The organism is Actinacidiphila glaucinigra, assembly GCF_900188405.1.
In the GTDB taxonomy this organism is placed as follows: domain Bacteria; phylum Actinomycetota; class Actinomycetes; order Streptomycetales; family Streptomycetaceae; genus Actinacidiphila; species Actinacidiphila glaucinigra.
Genome location: NZ_FZOF01000034.1, coordinates 50,634 through 69,092 on the forward strand (window position 1 = coordinate 50,634; position 18,459 = coordinate 69,092).

The following is an 18,459-nucleotide window of genomic DNA, read 5'->3' on the forward strand; positions in this document are numbered from 1 at the left end:
TCCCTGGACTCGTCCGACCCCACCGGTTCGGGAGGACGGGGCACCGGATCGCCACCGGGCGCCCCTGTTGTCTCGTCAGCTCGCCGCTTGCTGAAGGCCGTTGAGGATGAGGTCCAGTCCTGCTTCGAACTCGTCGCCGTAGGAGTACCCAGGACGCATGACGTGGGCGGTCGCGATCTCGGTGAGGTACGGGTACTCGCCGTCGCCGAAACCGCTCATGATGGAGCCCGCCAGTTCGGCGGTCTCCTCGGGGGACCCGAACGGCAAGGTCTTCTCCTGCAGCGCGAACCCGTAGATGTAGCTGTCGAGAACCGAGACGGCGTGCGCAGTCAGGGTGAGGGAGAGGCCGCCCTCACGCAGGCAGCCGAGAACAGCGTCGTGATGGCGCAAGGTTGCCGGGCCTGGAGTGGAGCGTGACTCCATCAGCCCGATCGCCCAGCGGTGGCGGGACAGCGCGAGACGCATGGAGATCGCACGCTGCCGCATCGCCTGTCGCCAGTCGTCACCCGGCGTGGGCAGTTCGACCTCGCCGAAGACCACGTCGACCATGCCGTCGAGCAGGTCCTCCTTGTTCGCGACGTGGTTGTACAGGGACATCGCCTCGACCCCGACGGCCTCGCCCACCTTGCGCATGCTGATCGTCTCCAAGCCGCCGGCGTCGGCGAGTTCGACGGCGGCACGCACCACCCGCTGCCGGGTGAGGGTCTTGCGGGCGGGCTGCGGGGTGGTTCGTCGGGTCACGGTGGGCGGTCACTTCCTCTCGTAAGCCTTCGGCATTGACGAGTTTACGCCGTAAGTGCTGTACTTACGGCGTAAGCACGATGGGAGGAGGACCATGAGCGAGCCGATCACGGCAACCGGTGGGACCCAAACGATGCAGGCCGTTGTGCAGGAGCGTTACGGCCCCGAGCCCGAGGGCGTGCTCCGCATGGCGCGGCTCTCCCGGGCCCGCATCGGTCCCCGTGGGGTCTTGGTGCGGGTACGTGCCTCCAGCGTGGACCGGGGCACCTGGCACCTGATGGCGGGCCTGCCGTACGCGGTCCGGCCCGTGAGCGGGTTGCGCAGGCCCAAGCTCCCCAACCCCGGTCGCAACATCGCCGGTGTCGTCGAGGCCGTCGGCTCCGAGGTGACCGGGTTCGCACCTGGCGACGCGGTCTACGGCACAGCGGCCGCCGCGTTCGCCGAATACGCCGCCGCCCGTACCGACAGGATCGCTCCCAAACCGACCGGACTCACCTTCGAGGAGGCGGCCACGGTACCCGCCAGTGCGCTCACGGCACTCCAGGCGGTTCGCGACAACGGCAAAGTCCAGGAGGGCCAACGGGTCCTGATCACCGGAGCCTCCGGCGGCGTCGGCACCTTCGCCGTCCAACTCGCCCGCACCTTCGGCGCCCAGGTCACGGCCGTCGCCAGCACCCGCAAGCTGGACGCCGTACGCGCGCTGGGCGCCGACCAGGTCATCGACTACACGCGCGGGGACTTCCTTGCCGGCCCGCACCGCTACGACGCCATCATCGACATCGCGGGCCATCGCAGCCTGCGGGACCTGCGCCGCGCCCTCACACCCCGCGGCAGACTGGTCATCACCGGCAGCGAGACCAACGGCCTCTGGCTCGGCGGCACCGACCGGCAGATCCGCGCGCAAATGCTCTCCCCGTTCACCGGCCGGCATCTGGGCACCTTCATCACCTCGGAGCACGCCGACGGGCTCCGCGACCTGACCGCCCTCATCGACGCGGGCGTGCTCAGCCCTGTCGTCGACCGCGTCTACCCGCTCGCCGAGACCGCCGCGGCCGTCCGACACCTCCTCGACGGCCGCGCCACGGGCAAGCTCGCGCTCACCCTTTGACGCCGAGGTTCTGCCGATGAGCAATCGGGCCGCGGCTGACGTCCATGGCCCGGGCACCTACGTACCCCGAGGCCGCTCCTCACACGCTCGTCGACGAGCTGGTCCGGTACCGAGTAGGCGACCGACTCGACCGAGATCGTGGAGTCCTTGCCGACCCGGCGGATTTCGCCGAATGCGGTGGTGAACGGCTGCTCAGGCACCGGGTGCAGCCGTAGCCGTTCCTCAGCCAGAAGCTCTGCCGGGGCCTGTCGGGTCTCGCGGTGGATGCGGGCGTTCACCTCCGTCACAAAGTCCACGCAGGCCCGATGGAGCTCGTCGAAGTCGCCATAGTCGGGTCGAGGGTTGACCGCGGTGGGGACCAGGTCCCGCTTCGCGATCCGCACCCTGGCCTCCGTGCCGCCCTTCGAGGCCAGGTCGGCCGGCACTCACGTCCTGACGCCTGTGCCGTAGTGGCGTGCGATCGGCATCAGTTCGGGGTTGCGGACCGCGACCCGAGCCACGTGCGTTGACGATCAGCAGATCAAGGTTGGTCATGAACACGGCCACGGAACGACGGCAACGGCCACTCGCTGGTGCTTTGAAAATCGAAGCAACGAAGCCATGCCGCAAGCGAAACGCAGGGTAGTTTGGAAATCAAACCACCCCGGTGCGACAATGGAACGGTGAGTACGCGCATCGATCCCCGGGACATGTCGGGCCGCCCCTGCTCGCTTGCCGCCTCTCTCCAGGTCATCGGCGACCGATGGGCCCTGCCCGCGATCCGCGAGGTCATGCTCGGCAACCACCGGTTCCGACAGATCGCCAGGAACACCGGCGCCCCCACGGACCGCCTCGCGGCACGCCTGAAAGCACTGGTGGAAAGCGGCATCCTCGAACGGCGCCCACTGCCGGACGACGCACGCCACAACGGCTACTACCTGACCGAGGCCGGGCGCGACCTGGGGGCCATCACCCGCGAGCTCATCGGCTGGGGCGACCGCTGGGTCGTCACCGCACCACCCAGCCGGATCCTGCACCGAGACCACGAACTCGTCACCCACACGGTCTGCGAAACCTGCGGTGAACAAGTCCACGGCGAAGACATCCACCGGGAGGAACTCACACCCGGCTGGGACCAGTCCGGCCCAGTGCGCTCCCCGGCAGGCAAGACCTCTCCTCAAGCCGGCACGCCGTAAGCCTGGGCGAGGCACCCGAGTGCGCTCCACGCACGAACTGCATGCAGTTCTCAGCGGAGGCGGCGGGCGGCGGGCGGCGGGCGGCGGGCGGCGGGCGGCGGGCGGTAAGGGGTCGGACAGATGAGGGGGCTGCCGGAGACCCCTTATCGAGATATCGCGACAGAATGCGCGAAAATGGGTGAAGAGGCTGTTTCAGCATGGGCCAGCCAAGGAGCCACGGATGGACGCCTCGGACGAACTTCTTCGAAGGGCTTGCCCGTCGGCTCTTCTGACGCTGGAGGGTGCCGTACGCGGCCTCAACGACGCGATGGCCACGGCGCTGGACAGGCCGCTGGAACGGTGCGTGGGACGTGACTTCAAGGATCTGTGGCCTGCGAGCCAGCAAATGCCGGCCGAGAGTCTGGTGGCCCACGCGGCCAGGGCGGATGCGGTCGCCATGCGGGAGCTGGAGTTTCCCGGGCGGAACACGGTACCCGTTTCCTGCTTGCTCGAGGCACGACAGGTGCGGGATCCCGCCGGTGGCAGACCGCTGATCTGGGTGCGCGCCCTGGACACGCGAAACGACGTCACCAGCCTGCTGATCCCGTTCCGGCTGGCCACCGCGGCCGCCGGACTCGGCCTGTGGATGTATTCATCCCAGGAGGACCATCTTGAGTGGCTCGGTGGCCTGCCCGCCTTGGTCGCGCTCATCCCGGATCCGACCGCACCGCTTTCCAGAGTGATCTCGGCAGTGCACCCCGACGACAGGGAATCCTTCCGGCAGCTCCTGCGGTCGGCCTCCACACGGCAGTCCCCCTGGGTGAGGCTGCGATACCTCACCCAGCACGACGGCTGGCACCGACTGGCCGTTCAAGTCCGGAGGCTCCAGCTGGGCTTCGACGGCCCCCAACGGACCTTCGTAGTCGTCCGCGACGACACCAAGCAGGAGAAGCGCAAGCAGAAGGCGCAGGCAGCGCTGACTGCCGAGCGACAGCGCGCCAAGGACACCGCCGACTTCTCCTCTGCCTTGATCACCGCAGCCACAGAGCAGGAACTTCAGCAGGTCGTCCTGACCCGGCTCGCCGCGACCTTCGGCGCCGGCGGCGCGGTGCTCGCCCTCGTCGACGACAGCCGCCTGCGCATCTCCACCGATGCCGGGATAGACATTCACGAGGTCGAGGCCCTGCACGGCCTGCGGCTGGACCATCCGACCCCGCTGTCCGAGGCGATCCTCACCAGCAAGCCGCAGTTCATCCCCGACAGGGCGGACTTCGTCCGCCGCTGGCCGCACGCCCCGCTGCTACGGTTCCTGCGGCTCGGCTTCGACTACGCCATCTCGATCACCCCGCTCAGTGAAGCCGGCGATCGACCACTCGGGGCGTGGGCGATGCTCTATGACAGCGGATACCTGTCGCCCCTGGATGAGCAGACCCTCGTGGGCACGATGGCCGACCTGGCGGGCCAAGCACTCAAGCGGATCAGGTTGCAGCAGGCGCGAATGGAACTGGCCACGGCGCTGCAGCAGACCATGCTCCCCACGCTGCCCGAACACCTCCCGGGTCTGGAGGTCGCCGCCCGTTACCGGCCCAGCCGGGACGGCCTGGACATCGGCGGAGACTGGTACGACGCCTTCATGATGCCCGACGGCGCGATCGCCCTGGAGATCGGCGACGTCCAGGGGCACGACGTGGACGCCGCCGCCTTCATGGGGCAGGTCCGCATGTCCATGCGCGCCATTGCGGCCCAGGAACCGGATCCCGGAACCGTGCTGACCCGTACCAACGAACTGCTCGTCGTGACGGCCCCCGCACGATTCGCCAGCTGCGCAATGCTGCACATCGACCCGCTCGACGGGCGGGTCATCGGCACCAGTGCGGGCCACGTACCGCTCCTGTGCGCACACGCAGACGGCAGCCACGAGGTCCGCGAGCTGCCGGGCGGGCCCGTCCTGGGCGTCCTGCCCGGCATCGAGTACCGCGAGGCGATATTCACCCTGGACGACGACAGCGCGCTGGTCATGGTCACGGACGGAGTGGTCGAAGGGCCGGGACTGACGCTGGAAGCCGGACTGGAACGAGCCGGAACACTGGCCGCCCGCGCCGTCCGCGACGGACTGAACGCCGAAGAGACCGCCGACCGCGTCCTCGACGCCGCGATCGCAGTCGACCACCTCGACGACGTGGCCGTGCTCGTGATCCGGCGCGCATGAACAACGTCCGTGTCCTGCCACCCTCCGCGTCTCCTATAGGGCACAGCCCATCGACTGCGGCGAGCTCTCCCACGGTTCTGTCCTGGATGGTGGATGGCCGCCGAGCTCTACCGGGGCAGAGCGGGTACGCGTTCGCGAGATCGATGACGATGAGGGCCGTTTCCTGCCGGGAGCGGCCCTGACGAGTAGACGAGTAGCGCTCCGTCCGGCTGACGAGCGATGCGGGTCCGCCCGCCGCCCGGCACCGGCCGGGCGGCGGCCTACCTGACGTCGCCGTCCGGGCCGTCTTCGAAAGCGAAGAATGGCTTGGCGCCACGTGCGGGTGTTTCAGCGAGGGCGATGGCTTCGGCGAAGTGTTCGAGTCGGAACGGCCGGCCCTGGGGAATGCTCAGCACCCCCTCGGCGACGAGAGTGCGAACCTCGGAGAGCGCGCTCAGCGCATCCTCGGGTGAGGCGGTACCGAACCACCGGTTCAGCCAGAAGCCACGGACTGCTTTGGTCTCGTAGATGACCGAGCGTGCCTGCAGCGGGATCGTCAGCGCCGCCGGGTCGGTCTGCCTGTGGGTGGACAGAGCGCCGTAGACCACGGTCTCTCCTCCCGGAGCCAATGCCTGGGATACCTGGGCACCCACATGACCGGCGACACAGTCGACGGCCTTGCGCACACCGGTCGACCCCGCGATCTCGGCCACGCGCTGCAGCAGGTGCTCGTCCTCGGTGCAGATGACCTCGTCACCACCGAGCGCCAGGATCTCCTCGACGGCATCACGCCGCCGCACGACGTTGATCGTGCGAACGCCCAGATGCCTGGCCAGCTGAATGACTAGCCGACCGACCGTCGAGCCCGCGGCCGTCTGCAGCAACCATTCCCCCGGCTGTACGTCGAGTTCGCGCGTCACGAGGAGCAGCGCGGTCAACGGGTTGACAGCGAGCTGACAAGCGTCGGAATCGCTCAAATGATCGGGAACCGGAAGGAGCCTTCGCGTATCGGAAACAAGGTATTCCTGCCAAGTGCCGGCCACAGGCGGCCCGGGTACCGCCGGGATGGCAACGTTCACCACGCGCTCGCCGATCGTCAGCCCCTCGGTATCAGGGCCCAGGGCCTCAATACGGCCCACGCATTCCATGTGACCACCGATAGTGGGAAACTCAGGGGAGAAACCATAGCGTCCACGCAGAACGTGCAGATCGCTGGCATGAATCGGAGTAGCCTTCACGCGGATCAATGCCTGACCGGCTTCGGGCGTGGGAACAGGCCTGGATTCCAGCCGCAGGACATCGATAGGCTCGCCGACCTTTCCGGCGACGAGCGCGCGCATGGATTTGGGCATGAGTGACCTTTCACCTCTCAGCACCCGACAAACTCGGCGGGTGTTCTGACAAAAAACGATGCCGGTGCCGTCACCCTCGTCGGCGCCCAGGCTCCGGGCCCTTCCTTCCCAACGAAACCAGCCCGTGCGCGGAGTGTCGTCAGCGCCTGGCACCTCTGGGCCTTCACCGACTCGTCGAGCTGCGCGATCAGGACCGCCCGCCGCAGCAGGCAGCCAGATTGCGCGACACGCCCCTCCAGATAGCGGAAGAAGCGAGTGAGACACCGTTCAGCCGCGGTCCGCATCCGACGGATCGGCACAGTACTTCGCGTACTCAGTCCCAGCGAAATGCTCGCCCAGCTTCCGGGAGAAGTACTGCAGCATCGGCAGCGGACGGTGGTTCATCACAAGGTGTTGCGTCTTCCCCTCCTCGTTCATATAGACGACGGCAATGTTGGCGATCGGCCTGCCGTCCACCGTCGCCGCGTAGTCCTCGACGAAGCCGTTCTCTCCGTACTTGCCGATGTAGATGAAGTCCTGGAATTCGTACAGAGTGCGCGCGTAGGACAGTATCGCCAAAACGTCCTTGGCTCCGTGGACGGTCCCCTTGAAGACCCCGGCCTCCAGCGTGACATCATCGGCGAGATTGTCCAGCCAAGGGGGGTAGTAGTCCTTGCGCTGCCGCGCCGGATCGCCGCTGCCCAGATATGTCGGTGGCGTCCTGTAGGTCATCTTCAGCCTCCTGTATCGGTTGAACTTCTAACAGAGTCGCCGGAAGCAACAGGCGTGGTCCAACGAAAGTCGGAGACTGCCGCCATCTCGTTGAGAGATACAGCGAGCGCGGGAGATACTCGGAGGGTGGATCTGCGTCAGCTCGAGTACTTCGTCGCCGTCGCCGAGGAAGCGAACTTCACCCGCGCCGCCGCACGGCTGCACGTCGTCCAGTCCGCGGTCTCCACCACCATCAAGAACCTCGAGCGAGAACTCCGCACGCCGCTGCTGGAACGCACCCCCAGACGTGTGCTGCTCACCGATGCCGGTGCTGCCCTGCTGCCGCGCGCCCATGCCGCTCTCGACGCCGTCCGGGAGGGCGCAGACGCGGTGGGCGAGGTCCGCGGCGGACTGCGCGGCACACTACGACTGGGCGCGATCGCCACGATCGGGCTCATCGACCTTCCCGTGTTCCTCGGCGAATTCCATCGGCGTCATCCGGGCGTTTTCCTGCAGACCAGCGCCGCTCCCTCCGGCTCGCGAGGCCTAATCGAAGCCCTTCTCGAACGGCGGCTGGACCTCGCCTTCGTTTCGGGGCCCGGACCGCCCCCGACAGGCGTCACGCTGACGACCCTCGCCACCTCGGCGCTCGACCTCGTCGTGCCGGCCGCCCATCCACTCGCGAAACGCGGCACCGTGTCGATCACCGAACTGGCCGGCCTGGACTTCGTGGACTTCCCCTCGGGCTACAGCAACCGGACCGTCGCCGACCGGGCCTTCGCCGCTGCCTCCGTCCCCCATCGTGTCGCCATCGAGATCACCGACCTCACCACCGGCGTGGCCTACGTCCGAAACGGCCTGGGCGTGGCGCTGCTGCCACGGGTCGCCCTCGGTGAGGAACAGGACATCGCCACTCTGACCGTCGACGACGCCGACCTGGAATGGCAGTTTTTCCTGGCCGCTCCGTCCGAGCGCACGCCTGGAGCCGCGTCACATGCCATGATCGCGATGGCACACGAGTTCCTCTGGCAAGGATGAGCATCCCTCGGAGGGCTCTCACGTTGCCGTGGGTCGTCTGACGGCGCACTAAGCCCTGGTATGGCCAGAACCTGACGGCGGGCCATGACGCATCCCAGGGGCGAACGGCGCTGCAACGCCCATAACACCGGCCGTCCTTGGCCGCTGCTGGTCGCTCTCGGACGGCCCAATGACGGCTCGACGGCTCGACCAAGACGCCGGAAAGCCAGTCACAGCCTCAGCTATTTGACCGATCGTTCTAGATGGGTCTACATTCGAAGCGTGGGCAGAACCAAGGAATTCGACCCGGACGCTGTGCTGCAGTCGGCTCTTGAGCTGTTCTGGCGTCGCGGTTACGAAGCGACGTCGATGGCGGACCTGGTCAAGCATCTCGGCATCGGACGCGCCAGTATCTACGCGACCTTCGGCAGCAAGCACGAGCTGTACCTGAAGGCGCTGGACCGGTACGTCGAGTTGCGCGACCCGCCTGTCATCGAGGAGCTGTCCCAGCCGGGACCGGCGTTGCCGGCGGTCCGTTCCGTGGTGCGCCGCTTCGCCGCGGAAGCCACCTCACCAGAGGTACGGCTGACCGGCTGCTTCGTCACCAACACGGCCGCGGAACTCGCCCCGAGCGATCCTGCCGCAGCCCGCCGGGTGGAGATCAGTTGGGAGCATGTCGAGACCACGCTGTACTCCGCTCTCGTGCGGGCCCAAGCCCAGGGCGAACTTCCGGAGGATCGTGATCCGCGCGCGCTGGCCCGCATGCTGCTCGTCCTGATGCAGGGCATGCGGATCGTCGGCAAGGCGTCGAACGACCTTACGCGGGTGCAGAGCGCGGCGGAGCAGGCATTGACACTGTTGGCCTAGGTGGACTAGATCAGGACACCCAGTCGCCAGTGCCATGGCTGGACTCATGGAGCGCGCACGCCAAGAAATTGAACCGATCGGTCAAATAATCAGGAAGATCCATGGCCTCCCCCAGTACCGTCCGCGCCGCCGTCTCCTGGAACCGACGAGCCTTCGTCCTCCTCGCCGCCGCGCAGACCACGCTGATCTACACGCTCTCCGCCATCGCCGTACCGCTGCCCGAGATCGGCCGCGAGTTCGGTCTTGACCGTGCCGACCTGATCCTGCTCAGTGCGGCTTACGGGTTGTCCTTCGCAGGACTGGTGCTCTTCGGCGGAAGTCTCGCCGGCCGCTACGGCGGGCGGCGTGCACTCACCGCGGGACTCGTCCTCTTCGCCGTGGCCTCGGCCGTCGCCCCGCTCGCCCAGGGCATCGGAGTCCTGCTCGTCGCCCGCTTCGCCCAGGGCGCGGGCGCGGCCGTCGTCGCGCCGGCCGCCATGGCCGTGCTGCGCACGGTCTTCCCCGCGCGCGCTGACTACGGCAGGGCCATGGCGACCTGGGGCGGGCTGTCCGTGCTCGGAGCAACAGCGGGCAACCTGCTCTCCGGCGTCATCGCGTCCCAGCTTTCGTGGCGCTGGGCCCTGGGCGTGCCCCTCGTGGTGGCGGTCACGGCCCTCGCCCTCACCCCCAAGCTGCTGCCGGGCAACACGCCGAACCGCGCCAGAACGCTCGACCTGCCCGGCGCGCTGCTCGCCACTGCCGGGATCACCCTCGCCAGCTACGGATTCGTCGCCACCGACGCCCGGCCCTGGTTGTCGGCGGGTGTCGTGGGGCCGCTGCTCGGCGGCACTGTGCTGGTGGCCGCGTTCTGGTGCGTCGAGCGCCGGGCCCGCGACCCGCTGCTGCCTCCGGTCTTCCTCCTCGACCGGCGACGGGCACTTGCTCTGACGGCCACCGCGCTGAGTGCGTGCGGGACCGGGATGACGTTCGTGGTCCTCTCCCTGCATCTGCAGCAGGACCGCGGATGGTCGCAGCTGCAGACCTCGGCTGCCTTCGTGCCGTTCGCCGTGGCGTTGATCGTGTCGGGACGCGCGGCGCGTCCGCTCATCGGTCGGTACGGGCCCCGAGCCGTCGCGGCCGCCGGTCTCGGCACAGCCGCGGCTGGGCTCGTCCTCCTCGCGTTCACCGCTTTCGACGTGCACGCTCCGTACGCCTACGGACTGCTGCCCGGCCTCGTCCTGCTGCCGCTCGGGGCTGCCGCCTCCTTCGCCGGAGCCGCCGTGCTCGCCACCGGCGATGTTCCTCGTCAGCAGAGCGCACTCGCGGGCGGCGTACTGAACACCGCGATGGAGCTGGGCCCGACCGTGCTGTTCGCCATCCTGCTCACCCTCCGCAGCGACGCCTCGTCCCTGGCTGCGACCGGCGCCCTGCTGGCCGTCGTGGCCCTCCTGCACTACCACCGCACCGCGTAGTCCCCCGAACAAGCCACGCAGCCGTCACCCACGGCCCTGTCATCACACACCCGAAGGAGTCACCGAAATGAACCGCTTCACCGGCAAGACCGTGCTCGTCACCGGCGCCGGCTCCGGCCTCGGCCGAGCAATCGCGATCGCCTTCGCCTCCGAAGGCGCGTCCGTGGTCGCCGCAGGCCGCACCGCGGCCCCTCTTGACGAGACGGTCGGCCTCATCGAGGCCGCGGGCGGCACCGCCGCCGCCATCACCACCGACGTCACCGACTCCGCGCAGCTCCGCAACCTCGTACGCAGCACCGTCGACCGCTTCGGCAGTCTGGACGTCGCCGTGAACAACGCCGGCACGTTCCGAGGTGCCGTACGCGCCGGCGACATCGAGGAGGAGGACTGGGACGCGGTGCTGCGGACCAACGTCACCGGCGTGTGGCTGGCCATGAAGCACGAGATGGCTCACATGAAGGACAACGGCGGCGGCGTCATCGTCAACATCTCCGCCAACCTGGGCGCACACCGGCGGATCCCGAACGCCGCCGCCTACATCACCTCGAAGGCAGCAGTCTCCGCGCTCACCCGCGCCGCCGCCCTCGACCACATCCACCAGAACATCCGTATCAACGCGGTCAGCCCGGGCGCCTCCGACGCGCCCATGTCACTGCGCCCCGGCGAGACCACGGCCGACCGCGCGGAACGAATGAAGACGGAGAACCCCCTCGGTCGCGTTGCGGAAGCCGAAGAAGTGGCAGCCGCTGTGCTCTACCTCGCCTCCCCCTCTGCCGGCTCGGTCGTTGGCGCCGACCTGGTCATCGACAGCGGAGCCTCCGCCTGACGAACATCCACCCAGCCGCGGAGACGAGTTACACCGGCACCCGGTGCCGCTGAGCGACGGGCACCATCTGGCCACACCCCGACGCTCGTCCTGCCCAAGGCAGATCATCTGCCCGGCAGCGGCGCCGCACACTTCCTCCGTCGGAAAACTCCGATTACACCCTGGCCCGCAGGCCGGGGCATTCTCGGAGGAACCTGGCGACCACAACGACTACGTACGGCGTTCTGCCACATCGGTACATGCGTCCTCACCCTGAACAAGCAACACTGGCGTTGCTGTGTGATAGGCCTCGGCCATGGCATGGAAGGAACGCTTGGGGGCGACGCCGCCGTCGGGCATCAGCGCGCACACCCCGTAGGAGGCCATGTCGAGGTCGAAGCGCGGGTCGGCGTGGTGGGGGTCCTCGTAGCCGGCGAAGGTGAACCAGAAGGCGGTGTCCACGCCTTCCTCGTCGAAGACAGCGAGCATCTCCCGCAGGTAGACAGCCTGTTCTTCCTCGTCGCGGACGTAATCGCCGTTGATGCGGGGCGGATCGGCGTCGTGATCGACGACGCCCACCCAGCCCGTCCCGCCGCGCTCGGCTGCGCCCCGGTAGGTGCAGCAGCCGAATTCGGTCGCCGCGAGCGGCTTGCCGTGGCGGAGATACTCGCGCAGGCCCTGGCGGAAGGCGTCGCTGGCATCGCCGTAGGCATCCGCACTGACGATGTCGAAGGTCGCCCAATCGACCCGTTCCCACGTCCCGGAAGCGTAGGTGATCTTTCCCTGGAACCGTGAGCACACCGTCTCTGCGATGTCGGCCAGCAAGGAATTCAGCCGGGCCGGAACATCGGCGAGCCCGGCCAACGCCTCGGGGGTGCCGCTGGTCAGGGCTTGGATTCTGGTGAGGCTGTCGTCTCCGGGGAGAATGCCGGCGGCGAACAGGCTCAGCTCACAGCCGGTGACGAAGACGTAGGCCCCACCTCCTGGGCGTGGTCGGCACAGGTCGCGAAGTACGGCAGCAGTTCTTCGGCGGACAGTTCGCAGGGGAAGGGGGAGAACCAGACCTCCAGCCCGGCGTCGGCGGCGTGCCGGGCCGCGAGGGCCAGTCGCCCAGGGTCGCCGCCGGTGATCCGCACGGCATCGCAATGCAGGTCTTGTGCGATGACGCGGATCTCGCGTCGGACCGCGTCGGCGTCGAAGACGGGCCGCGAACTCTTTCAGCCCGGAGTGAAGCCGGTGTCGTAGGTGATGCCTTTGGCTCGCACGGGATGCTACTCCTGACAATCGAACGACATCTGCTGCTGCGTCTCACCCGGCGTCGATGGAAATCGGTTCAGCGGCGGATCACATGGACGGACTCGGGGTGCGTCTGAAGATCAGTTCGACAGCGACCCCGGCTGCGCTGCCACCCCGATTGACCCCGGGAGACCACCTGACACCCGTGCCGGGCGACCGGAACCGAAGGTTAAGTACGAGCCGAAGTGCCGGTCAACGGCGATCTCCTCGGGAACGTGCTGTTTGCGCTGGTCAGCTACACGACTGATGAGTGCAATGACAGTGATGGTCAATGCACGGCGAGAGAGGGGGTATTGCAACGACCGGCGACCGGTGCACACACTTACGAGCTGGTGCGTGATAGCGCATGAGGGCGTGGTGGTCTGCTGGAGGGCTGTGCTTCAGGCTGCGGTGGTGCGGTCGGAAACCAGTCCGGCGATGGCCTGGTAGGTGGCGGGCAGGGCATCCCGTCGATGCGTCCAGCGGGCCAGTTGCTTCCAGCGTTTGTGGTCGGAGAGAGCGTGTTCGACGGTGATGCGCCGGGACGAGTGTTGGTGGCTTGTCGGCGGGCTTCGTGGACTTCGGGCAGGCTGATCTTGTTCGCCTTCCTCGGTGGGGTGACCGCCCGACCGGGGTGATCACGTCTGAGGCCGAGGTAGCCGTCGTCAAGCAGCACCTTCACATCGGAGAAGTGCTGGAAGCAGGCGTCGATGCCGTCGTTGCGTGCGGCGGTCGCGTCATGCATCCTCCCAGGTCGCAGGCCATCGGTCCATAACGTGCGGCCCTGATCATCGGCGATGACGGTTGCCTTCATGGTGTTCTGCTTCTTCTTGCCTGAGACGAACGCTCGCCGCCCGCCGCGGCCGGCTTGGGGTCGGCGGACCTGAATCTCGGTGGCATCGAGACGCAGCTCGACATTCTCGGCCTGGGCGTAGGCGAACACGTCCGTCAGCGTCCGCAGCCGCAGGCCGGCACGATCGGGGACCGCGCACCCACGGTCGGCCAAAAGGGCGCGGATCTCCCCGATCGCCCGAGTGACAGTGGAGCGGTCGACACCGAACAGCAGCCCCAGCACCGAGTGCGGCAGATCGTGTCGCAGGTGAATCAGTGTGGCCACCAGCCGGTCGACGAACACCAGCTGGTGCCTGGCGCCTGCCCCTGCCGCACGCTTCCTTGCCCCACCACGTGTGCCGTGACGGCGACCCTCGACAGCGGCCTGCAACGGCCCAGCCAACTCCTTGACCAAAGAGGCGAGATGGTGCCGGGATATCCCCGTGAACGCCTGATGCGCGAGAACCGCCCCACCGACCATGATCGCCACATCCGGATCATGCCACCCACCAGCAAAGGCGCGTCACCCGCTATCACGCACCAGCTCGTTAGTGCCCGGACGACCGAAGCAGAGGAACCGACCCAATGCCAGGACGCAGGCTGACCAGCGCCGACCGGCAGAAGATCGCCGCGGGGTTGGCGCAGCACCTGAGTTACGCCGACATCGCCCGACGTCTGAACCGTCCCGCCTCGACGGTGAGCCGCGAGGTCGCGCGCAACGGCGGACCTGCCCGGTACCGCGCGGAACTGGCACAGCTCGCGACCACCCACCGAGCCCGGCGCCGGCCGACGCCCCCCGCCCCGGCGCGGTCGGCCGTCGAGCATCTCGGCCCCGATCCCGACGCAGCCGCCGCCTTCGTCACCGACCTCACCTCAGCGCTTGTCGAAACCGGCTTCCCACGCACCGCCGCCCGCGTGATGGCGTGCCTGTTCACCTCCGAGACCGGCAGCCGTACCGCCATCGAGATGGCGCAGCGCCTCCAAGTCAGCGCGGCGACCATTTCGCACGCGGTCCGCCTGCTCGAACAGCAGGATCTGATCCGCCGCGGTCGCGATGACCGTGGCCGCCGGCACCGCTATTTCCTCGACGACAAGGCGGGCTTGCGAACCGTCGCGGCCAGCGTCGCCGCCAACCAGTGGTTCGCCGCCACCGCGCTGCGCGGCGCCGAACTCTTCGGAGCCGAGACCGCTGCCGGATCCCGGCTCGCCATGGCCGGCCGATTCCTCGAACGCCTCGGCGACGACCTCATCCGGTCCGCTGAAAAGCACTGGCATGACATGGTTGGCAACAGCGGCGACGAATACACGCTGACGAGCCACGCGGAGTAATACGCGGCCTCACGCGCCCTACCCACGGTGTGCGAGCCGCGCACACGTCCTGAACGCGGACACACCTGCGCCCCGCCCGGGTGTCACTTCGGGCGGGGCGCGGACATCGTTTCAGCTGCCGAGCTCCATCGAGAGATCGCCCTGATCGCTTGTGATCTCGACAAACACGGTCTCCGGGTTGGTGCCTCCGTACACCCGGCAGTCGAACTTGGTGCCTTCCTTCACCACCACCGACAGAGGGCAGACCACTCTGGCGTCGGGGATTCTCTTCACCTGCCCCGCCTCAGTCGCCACCTGCTTCTCCAGCGCCGTCTGGTCCAGCACGCGTGCCCGTTCGACCGAGACAGGACCAAGGGTCAACACCTTGACCGTCACCACCAGTGCGCAGACGGCAACCACTGCCGAGGACAACGCCATTACAGTGCGCGGCAAGCTTCGATGATCAGTCACCCGGGAAGTCCTACCGGACCCTTGCTCGGCTGGCAAGAGAGCTAAGCGGGCGCCGGATCCCGCGAGGCTGACAGCCGACGCCCCGCCCGAGTTCCAGTTTCAGACAGCGCGCAGACGAGTACGAGAAGCCGGAGCTTCGAGCAAGCCGGACGTCACCGACGTCTACCTCGCATTCCTGTCCCGTGCCCCGGTCGGACATGCGGACAGTGGGGCGATCTCCAACTGCTGGACCTGCCAGCCCTGAGCTTTCCAGTCCCTCACGGAGCGTGGCCGCGATGTCGATCATGGGCTCCAGGCAAGGTGGCGATGTCAAGATCCTTACTGGAACGGTCGACGAGACGGTGCGGGCGGACGGCATATCCGCCGGTGAGGACCAGCGGATAGGGAGCCGAGAGTGATGACGTCGGCCAGGAGCCGTCTGTGCAGCTCTGGCATGTCCGTCACGCGGCGGCGCGGGCGGCGAGCTGGGGGAAAGTGTCCTCCCACACGGTGCGCACGGTGCGCCCGACGAGGGTGCGCAGCACCGGCCACAGCTGCACGAGCAGATGCCCGTTGAGATAGAGGGGCAGGTCGTCGTGCAGCCCCTCGTGCAGGACGGTGCGGTACAGGCCCATGCGCTGGCGGGGCTTTTCGATGTCGTAGGAGGTCTTCCCCGACCATGCGATGTGCAGCGGCAGGTCCACGGTCCCGCGGGTGGGGCCGTGCAGCTCGTCCAGCGACGCCGGCAGACGCCGCCGGAACTTCTCCCGGTACAGCGCGAGGTCCTCGGCGTACACCCCTGGCTGGTCTGCGACCTCGGAGATCGGGGACTGCGAGCTGGCCGCCATGCGCCCCATTATGGGGGGGTCGGCCCAGGGGTACCGAGGCTGGACCCGCCCAAGCAAGCGGTCACGCCCCGTGGACATGGCCCGCGGCGGTGCTGCGAGACCGGCATGCATTCGCTGATGATCATACCCGTCCACGTGCAAGGATCGCTGCTGGGCCTGGTCACGTTCGTCCGTGCCGACAACCCGACACCGTTCCGGGAATTCCACCTGCTCTTGGCACAAGAGCTCGTCAACCACGCCGCACTCGCCCTGGACAACGCCCGCCGGTACGCCCGCGAGCAACCGCCGCCCTGGCCCTGCAACGCAATCTTCTGCCGCGCCGGCTGACCGGCGGCACTGCCGTCGAGACCGCGTCGCGCTACCTGCCAGCCGACATGGACCACGGAATCGGCGGCAACTGGTTCGACGTGATCCCGCTGTCAGGTGCACGAGTGGCCTTCGTCGTCGGCGACGTCGTCGGACACGGACTGCACGCCGCCGCGACCATGGGCACGCTCCGGACCGCTGTGCGGACCCTCGCCGACATGGAACTGCCTCCTGACGAACTGCTCGCTCATCTCGACAACACCGTCCAGCGATTGGCCGAGGCAGACGGCGATGACTTGGACTCGGTCCCCGGGGCGGTGGGTGCCACGTGCCTGTATGCCGTCTACGATCCCGCCACCCGCGTGTGCGCCATGGCCCGTGCCGGGCATTTGCCGCCCGTGATCGTCGACCCTCAGGGCCTGGTCATCTTCCCCGACCTTCCCCCCCGGAACCCCACTGGGCGTCGGCCTGGGAGACCCCTTCGAGACCGTGGAACTGGAGGTGCCCGATGGAAGCCTCATAGCCCTCTACACCGACGGTCTGATCGAGACCCGGGACGGCGACATCGACAACGGCATGCGCCGGCTGGGCACCGTCCTCGCGGAACCGGGCAGCTTCTCGTGGATCCCGGGCCACGCGTCCCCGCCGCCCTCGTCGCTGGTCACGCCCCGAGGGCTCAGCCATGCGCGCGACCCTAGACCAGGGAACCGACAGGCCGCGTCACGACCTTGAGCCGGCCTGCGCGACATCCACCGCCGTGGGCACTCGGCCATCACATCACGCCGGTGATCGTTCCGATCGGAGCACTCGCCCCGCCGCTGCCCTCGCACATGTCGGCCCCGGCCATGCACCCACGCCGAGGGCCGTCTCCCGCCCACATTCGGACCCTGCGCGCCAGCGCAGTGTTCTCGCCTCGACTTCACCGGCCTCCGCCTGTCGGCGGCGCGTTGCAGGTGATCACCGGGGACCCTGTGACGGATGTCCACCGGCATGAGTCCGCGGATGCGCCGCCACCCGACGGAATCGAGGTGCGTCAGTGGCGGTCGGGACGAGCAGCGACCCGAGAGGCGGCGCCCGCGTGCGTCAGCGGACGACGTCAAAGACGTTCTTCTGCAGGCCGTTCGCGTAGACCTCGTGCTCGACCAGCTTCAGCTTCTGCGTGTCCTTGTCCGTCGCACTGAAGAGGCGCTTGCCCGCGCCGAGCAGCAGCGGGAAGACCAGCAGGTGGTAGCGGTCGATCAGGCCCGCGTCCGAGAGACTCTGGTTCAAGGAGGCGCTGCCGTGGACGATGATCGGCCCGCCCTCGGTCCGCTTCAGGGCCGCGACCTCGTCGAGCGAACGCAGGATCGTGGTCTCGCCCCAGTTCGAAACCAGGTCGCCTTCGGCAAGAGTGGTCGAGACGACGTACTTCGGCATGGCCTTGTACTCGGCGAACTCCACCATGTCCGGCCACACCGGGCTGAACGCCTCGTAGCTGACCCGGCCCATCAGGATCGCGGCCGCCTCGCTCTGCTCGCGCCCCTTGATCTCGTATGCCTCGGGGACGAACTCGACGTCCTTGAAGGTCCATCCGGAGTTCCGGTAGCCGGGTTCGCCACCCGGGGCCTCCATGACGCCGTCGAGGGAAATGAAGGCGGTGCTGATCAGAGTGCGCATCACGGCTCCTTGGTCTCTCATGTCGGGTCTTCGACCGCTTGGGGCCCACCCAGGCGCCCTCAGGCGGCAGTTCGCCACCGGCCGGATCGACTTCTCGGCTTCGACGCCGGTGTGTACCCAGGATTCCTCCGACAAAAAATTTTGTCAAGGAGATTCTAGTTGTCGGTGTGTGTCAGCGACGGATTGCCTGCCGCCGCATGCGCCGCATTGGGGTTCCCGCGCAGCGGGTATCGCACGTCCATGCGTGCGCGGGGAGCAGCCTCGGGTCCGCGCTGGCGGCGGGTTCGCCAGTGACGGCCTCAGCACCCGCGACGACACGTCGCTCGATCGTTCGGTCGCCCTGACGCGGCCAGTCGGTAATTTCGAGGCATGGCCACACCCGCGGCTCTGGGGCCCGCGGAGTCGCGAACGG

At 68.0% G+C, this 18,459-nt stretch carries 18 protein-coding genes and 4 pseudogenes; 11 read left to right on the forward strand and 11 right to left on the reverse strand.

Annotation, left to right across the window (positions count from 1 at the left end; all coding sequences use genetic code 11):
• Positions 1-75: 75 nt before the first annotated feature.
• On the reverse strand, positions 76-741 hold the full coding sequence (locus tag CHF15_RS38585) for a TetR/AcrR family transcriptional regulator (RefSeq protein WP_089228611.1): 666 nt from the start codon (positions 739-741) through the stop codon (positions 76-78).
• A 94-nt stretch (positions 742-835) separates the two neighbouring features.
• On the opposite strand from CHF15_RS38585, the gene CHF15_RS38590 reads away from it, so the two are divergent.
• Positions 836-1,849: an NAD(P)-dependent alcohol dehydrogenase gene (locus tag CHF15_RS38590; RefSeq protein ID WP_245939280.1), complete on the forward strand. Its 1,014-nt coding sequence runs from the start codon at positions 836-838 to the stop codon at positions 1,847-1,849.
• An 80-nt stretch (positions 1,850-1,929) separates the two neighbouring features.
• Here CHF15_RS38590 and CHF15_RS46125 read toward each other — a convergent pair.
• Positions 1,930-2,352: pseudogene (locus CHF15_RS46125) on the reverse strand (Mu transposase domain-containing protein); the annotation flags it as partial.
• A gap of 159 nt (positions 2,353-2,511) precedes the next feature.
• On the opposite strand from CHF15_RS46125, the gene CHF15_RS38595 reads away from it, so the two are divergent.
• Both CHF15_RS38595 and CHF15_RS38600 read left to right on the forward strand, forming a co-directional pair.
• Entirely contained in the window at positions 2,512-3,024 is a 513-nt protein-coding gene (locus CHF15_RS38595) for a winged helix-turn-helix transcriptional regulator (RefSeq protein WP_245939281.1), read from the forward strand.
• Between the two features lie 220 nt (positions 3,025-3,244).
• A complete protein-coding gene (locus CHF15_RS38600) occupies positions 3,245-5,212 on the forward strand; it encodes a SpoIIE family protein phosphatase (protein WP_089228614.1) in 1,968 nt (655 codons plus the stop codon).
• Between the two features lie 260 nt (positions 5,213-5,472).
• Here the strand turns inward: CHF15_RS38600 and CHF15_RS38605 are convergent, their stop codons facing one another.
• Both CHF15_RS38605 and CHF15_RS38610 read right to left on the reverse strand, forming a co-directional pair.
• On the reverse strand, positions 5,473-6,543 hold the full coding sequence (locus CHF15_RS38605) for a zinc-dependent alcohol dehydrogenase family protein (protein WP_245939282.1): 1,071 nt from the start codon (positions 6,541-6,543) through the stop codon (positions 5,473-5,475).
• 267 nt (positions 6,544-6,810) lie between these two features.
• Complete coding sequence (locus tag CHF15_RS38610; RefSeq protein WP_089228615.1) at positions 6,811-7,254, reverse strand: hypothetical protein; 444 nt, start codon at positions 7,252-7,254, stop codon at positions 6,811-6,813.
• 126 nt (positions 7,255-7,380) lie between these two features.
• Between CHF15_RS38610 and CHF15_RS38615 the strand changes: the two genes are divergently transcribed.
• From CHF15_RS38615 to CHF15_RS38630, 4 genes are all read left to right on the forward strand, one after another.
• Positions 7,381-8,271: a LysR family transcriptional regulator gene (locus tag CHF15_RS38615; protein WP_089228616.1), complete on the forward strand. Its 891-nt coding sequence runs from the start codon at positions 7,381-7,383 to the stop codon at positions 8,269-8,271.
• 261 nt (positions 8,272-8,532) lie between these two features.
• Positions 8,533-9,117, forward strand: coding sequence for a TetR/AcrR family transcriptional regulator (locus CHF15_RS38620; protein WP_089228617.1), 585 nt, complete (start codon positions 8,533-8,535; stop codon positions 9,115-9,117).
• 101 nt (positions 9,118-9,218) lie between these two features.
• Entirely contained in the window at positions 9,219-10,568 is a 1,350-nt protein-coding gene (locus CHF15_RS38625; RefSeq protein ID WP_089228618.1) for an MFS transporter, read from the forward strand.
• 67 nt (positions 10,569-10,635) lie between these two features.
• Positions 10,636-11,394, forward strand: coding sequence for an SDR family NAD(P)-dependent oxidoreductase (locus CHF15_RS38630; protein WP_089228619.1), 759 nt, complete (start codon positions 10,636-10,638; stop codon positions 11,392-11,394).
• A 210-nt stretch (positions 11,395-11,604) separates the two neighbouring features.
• On the opposite strand, the gene CHF15_RS45280 is transcribed toward CHF15_RS38630, so the two are convergent.
• The 3 genes and pseudogenes from CHF15_RS45280 to CHF15_RS38640 form a co-directional block, all read right to left on the reverse strand.
• Positions 11,605-12,237: a hypothetical protein gene (locus CHF15_RS45280; RefSeq protein WP_179280158.1), complete on the reverse strand. Its 633-nt coding sequence runs from the start codon at positions 12,235-12,237 to the stop codon at positions 11,605-11,607.
• An 80-nt stretch (positions 12,238-12,317) separates the two neighbouring features.
• Complete coding sequence (locus tag CHF15_RS45285; RefSeq protein ID WP_179280159.1) at positions 12,318-12,509, reverse strand: hypothetical protein; 192 nt, start codon at positions 12,507-12,509, stop codon at positions 12,318-12,320.
• Positions 12,510-13,049: 540 nt separating this feature from the next.
• Positions 13,050-13,960 (reverse strand): annotated as a pseudogene (locus tag CHF15_RS38640) (transposase family protein).
• Positions 13,961-14,064: 104 nt separating this feature from the next.
• Here CHF15_RS38640 and CHF15_RS38645 point away from each other — a divergent pair.
• Positions 14,065-14,808, forward strand: coding sequence for a helix-turn-helix domain-containing protein (locus CHF15_RS38645; RefSeq protein ID WP_089228620.1), 744 nt, complete (start codon positions 14,065-14,067; stop codon positions 14,806-14,808).
• A gap of 111 nt (positions 14,809-14,919) precedes the next feature.
• On the opposite strand, the gene CHF15_RS38650 is transcribed toward CHF15_RS38645, so the two are convergent.
• The 3 genes and pseudogenes from CHF15_RS38650 to CHF15_RS38660 form a co-directional block, all read right to left on the reverse strand.
• On the reverse strand, positions 14,920-15,240 hold the full coding sequence (locus CHF15_RS38650; protein WP_143681730.1) for a DUF4333 domain-containing protein: 321 nt from the start codon (positions 15,238-15,240) through the stop codon (positions 14,920-14,922).
• A gap of 175 nt (positions 15,241-15,415) precedes the next feature.
• Positions 15,416-15,693: pseudogene (locus CHF15_RS46650) on the reverse strand (hypothetical protein); the annotation flags it as partial.
• A 5-nt stretch (positions 15,694-15,698) separates the two neighbouring features.
• Positions 15,699-16,085: a hypothetical protein gene (locus CHF15_RS38660; protein ID WP_089228622.1), complete on the reverse strand. Its 387-nt coding sequence runs from the start codon at positions 16,083-16,085 to the stop codon at positions 15,699-15,701.
• A 117-nt stretch (positions 16,086-16,202) separates the two neighbouring features.
• Here CHF15_RS38660 and CHF15_RS46835 point away from each other — a divergent pair, with 117 nt between their 5' ends.
• The 3 genes and pseudogenes from CHF15_RS46835 (at position 16,203) to CHF15_RS46845 (ending at position 17,123) form a co-directional block, all read left to right on the forward strand.
• Complete coding sequence (locus tag CHF15_RS46835; protein ID WP_410169685.1) at positions 16,203-16,412, forward strand: GAF domain-containing protein; 210 nt, start codon at positions 16,203-16,205, stop codon at positions 16,410-16,412.
• Between the two features lie 47 nt (positions 16,413-16,459).
• Positions 16,460-16,762, forward strand: a pseudogene (locus CHF15_RS46840) (PP2C family protein-serine/threonine phosphatase); the annotation flags it as partial.
• A gap of 118 nt (positions 16,763-16,880) precedes the next feature.
• Positions 16,881-17,123 (forward strand): SpoIIE family protein phosphatase, encoded by a 243-nt coding sequence (locus CHF15_RS46845; RefSeq protein ID WP_410169686.1) that lies wholly within the window; start codon positions 16,881-16,883, stop codon positions 17,121-17,123.
• A 351-nt stretch (positions 17,124-17,474) separates the two neighbouring features.
• Here the strand turns inward: CHF15_RS46845 and CHF15_RS38670 are convergent, their stop codons facing one another.
• Positions 17,475-18,047, reverse strand: a complete 573-nt coding sequence (locus CHF15_RS38670) for a dihydrofolate reductase family protein (protein ID WP_089228623.1) — start codon at positions 18,045-18,047, stop codon at positions 17,475-17,477.
• Positions 18,048-18,459: the final 412 nt, after the last annotated feature.

What these genes read in the sequence shown, in the direction of transcription:
- CHF15_RS38590 (WP_245939280.1), top strand. Translation starts at nt 836, where the DNA reads ATGAGCGAGCCGATCACGGCAACCGGTGGGACCCAAACGATGCAGGCC.
- CHF15_RS38600 (WP_089228614.1), top strand. Translation starts at nt 3,245, where the DNA reads ATGGACGCCTCGGACGAACTTCTTCGAAGGGCTTGCCCGTCGGCTCTT.
- CHF15_RS38605 (WP_245939282.1), bottom strand. Translation starts at nt 6,543, where the DNA reads ATGCCCAAATCCATGCGCGCGCTCGTCGCCGGAAAGGTCGGCGAGCCT.
- CHF15_RS38610 (WP_089228615.1), bottom strand. Translation starts at nt 7,254, where the DNA reads ATGACCTACAGGACGCCACCGACATATCTGGGCAGCGGCGATCCGGCG.
- CHF15_RS38625 (WP_089228618.1), top strand. Translation starts at nt 9,219, where the DNA reads ATGGCCTCCCCCAGTACCGTCCGCGCCGCCGTCTCCTGGAACCGACGA.
- CHF15_RS38630 (WP_089228619.1), top strand. Translation starts at nt 10,636, where the DNA reads ATGAACCGCTTCACCGGCAAGACCGTGCTCGTCACCGGCGCCGGCTCC.
- CHF15_RS38645 (WP_089228620.1), top strand. Translation starts at nt 14,065, where the DNA reads ATGCCAGGACGCAGGCTGACCAGCGCCGACCGGCAGAAGATCGCCGCG.
- CHF15_RS38660 (WP_089228622.1), bottom strand. Translation starts at nt 16,085, where the DNA reads ATGGCGGCCAGCTCGCAGTCCCCGATCTCCGAGGTCGCAGACCAGCCA.
- CHF15_RS46835 (WP_410169685.1), top strand. Translation starts at nt 16,203, where the DNA reads ATGATCATACCCGTCCACGTGCAAGGATCGCTGCTGGGCCTGGTCACG.
- CHF15_RS38670 (WP_089228623.1), bottom strand. Translation starts at nt 18,047, where the DNA reads ATGCGCACTCTGATCAGCACCGCCTTCATTTCCCTCGACGGCGTCATG.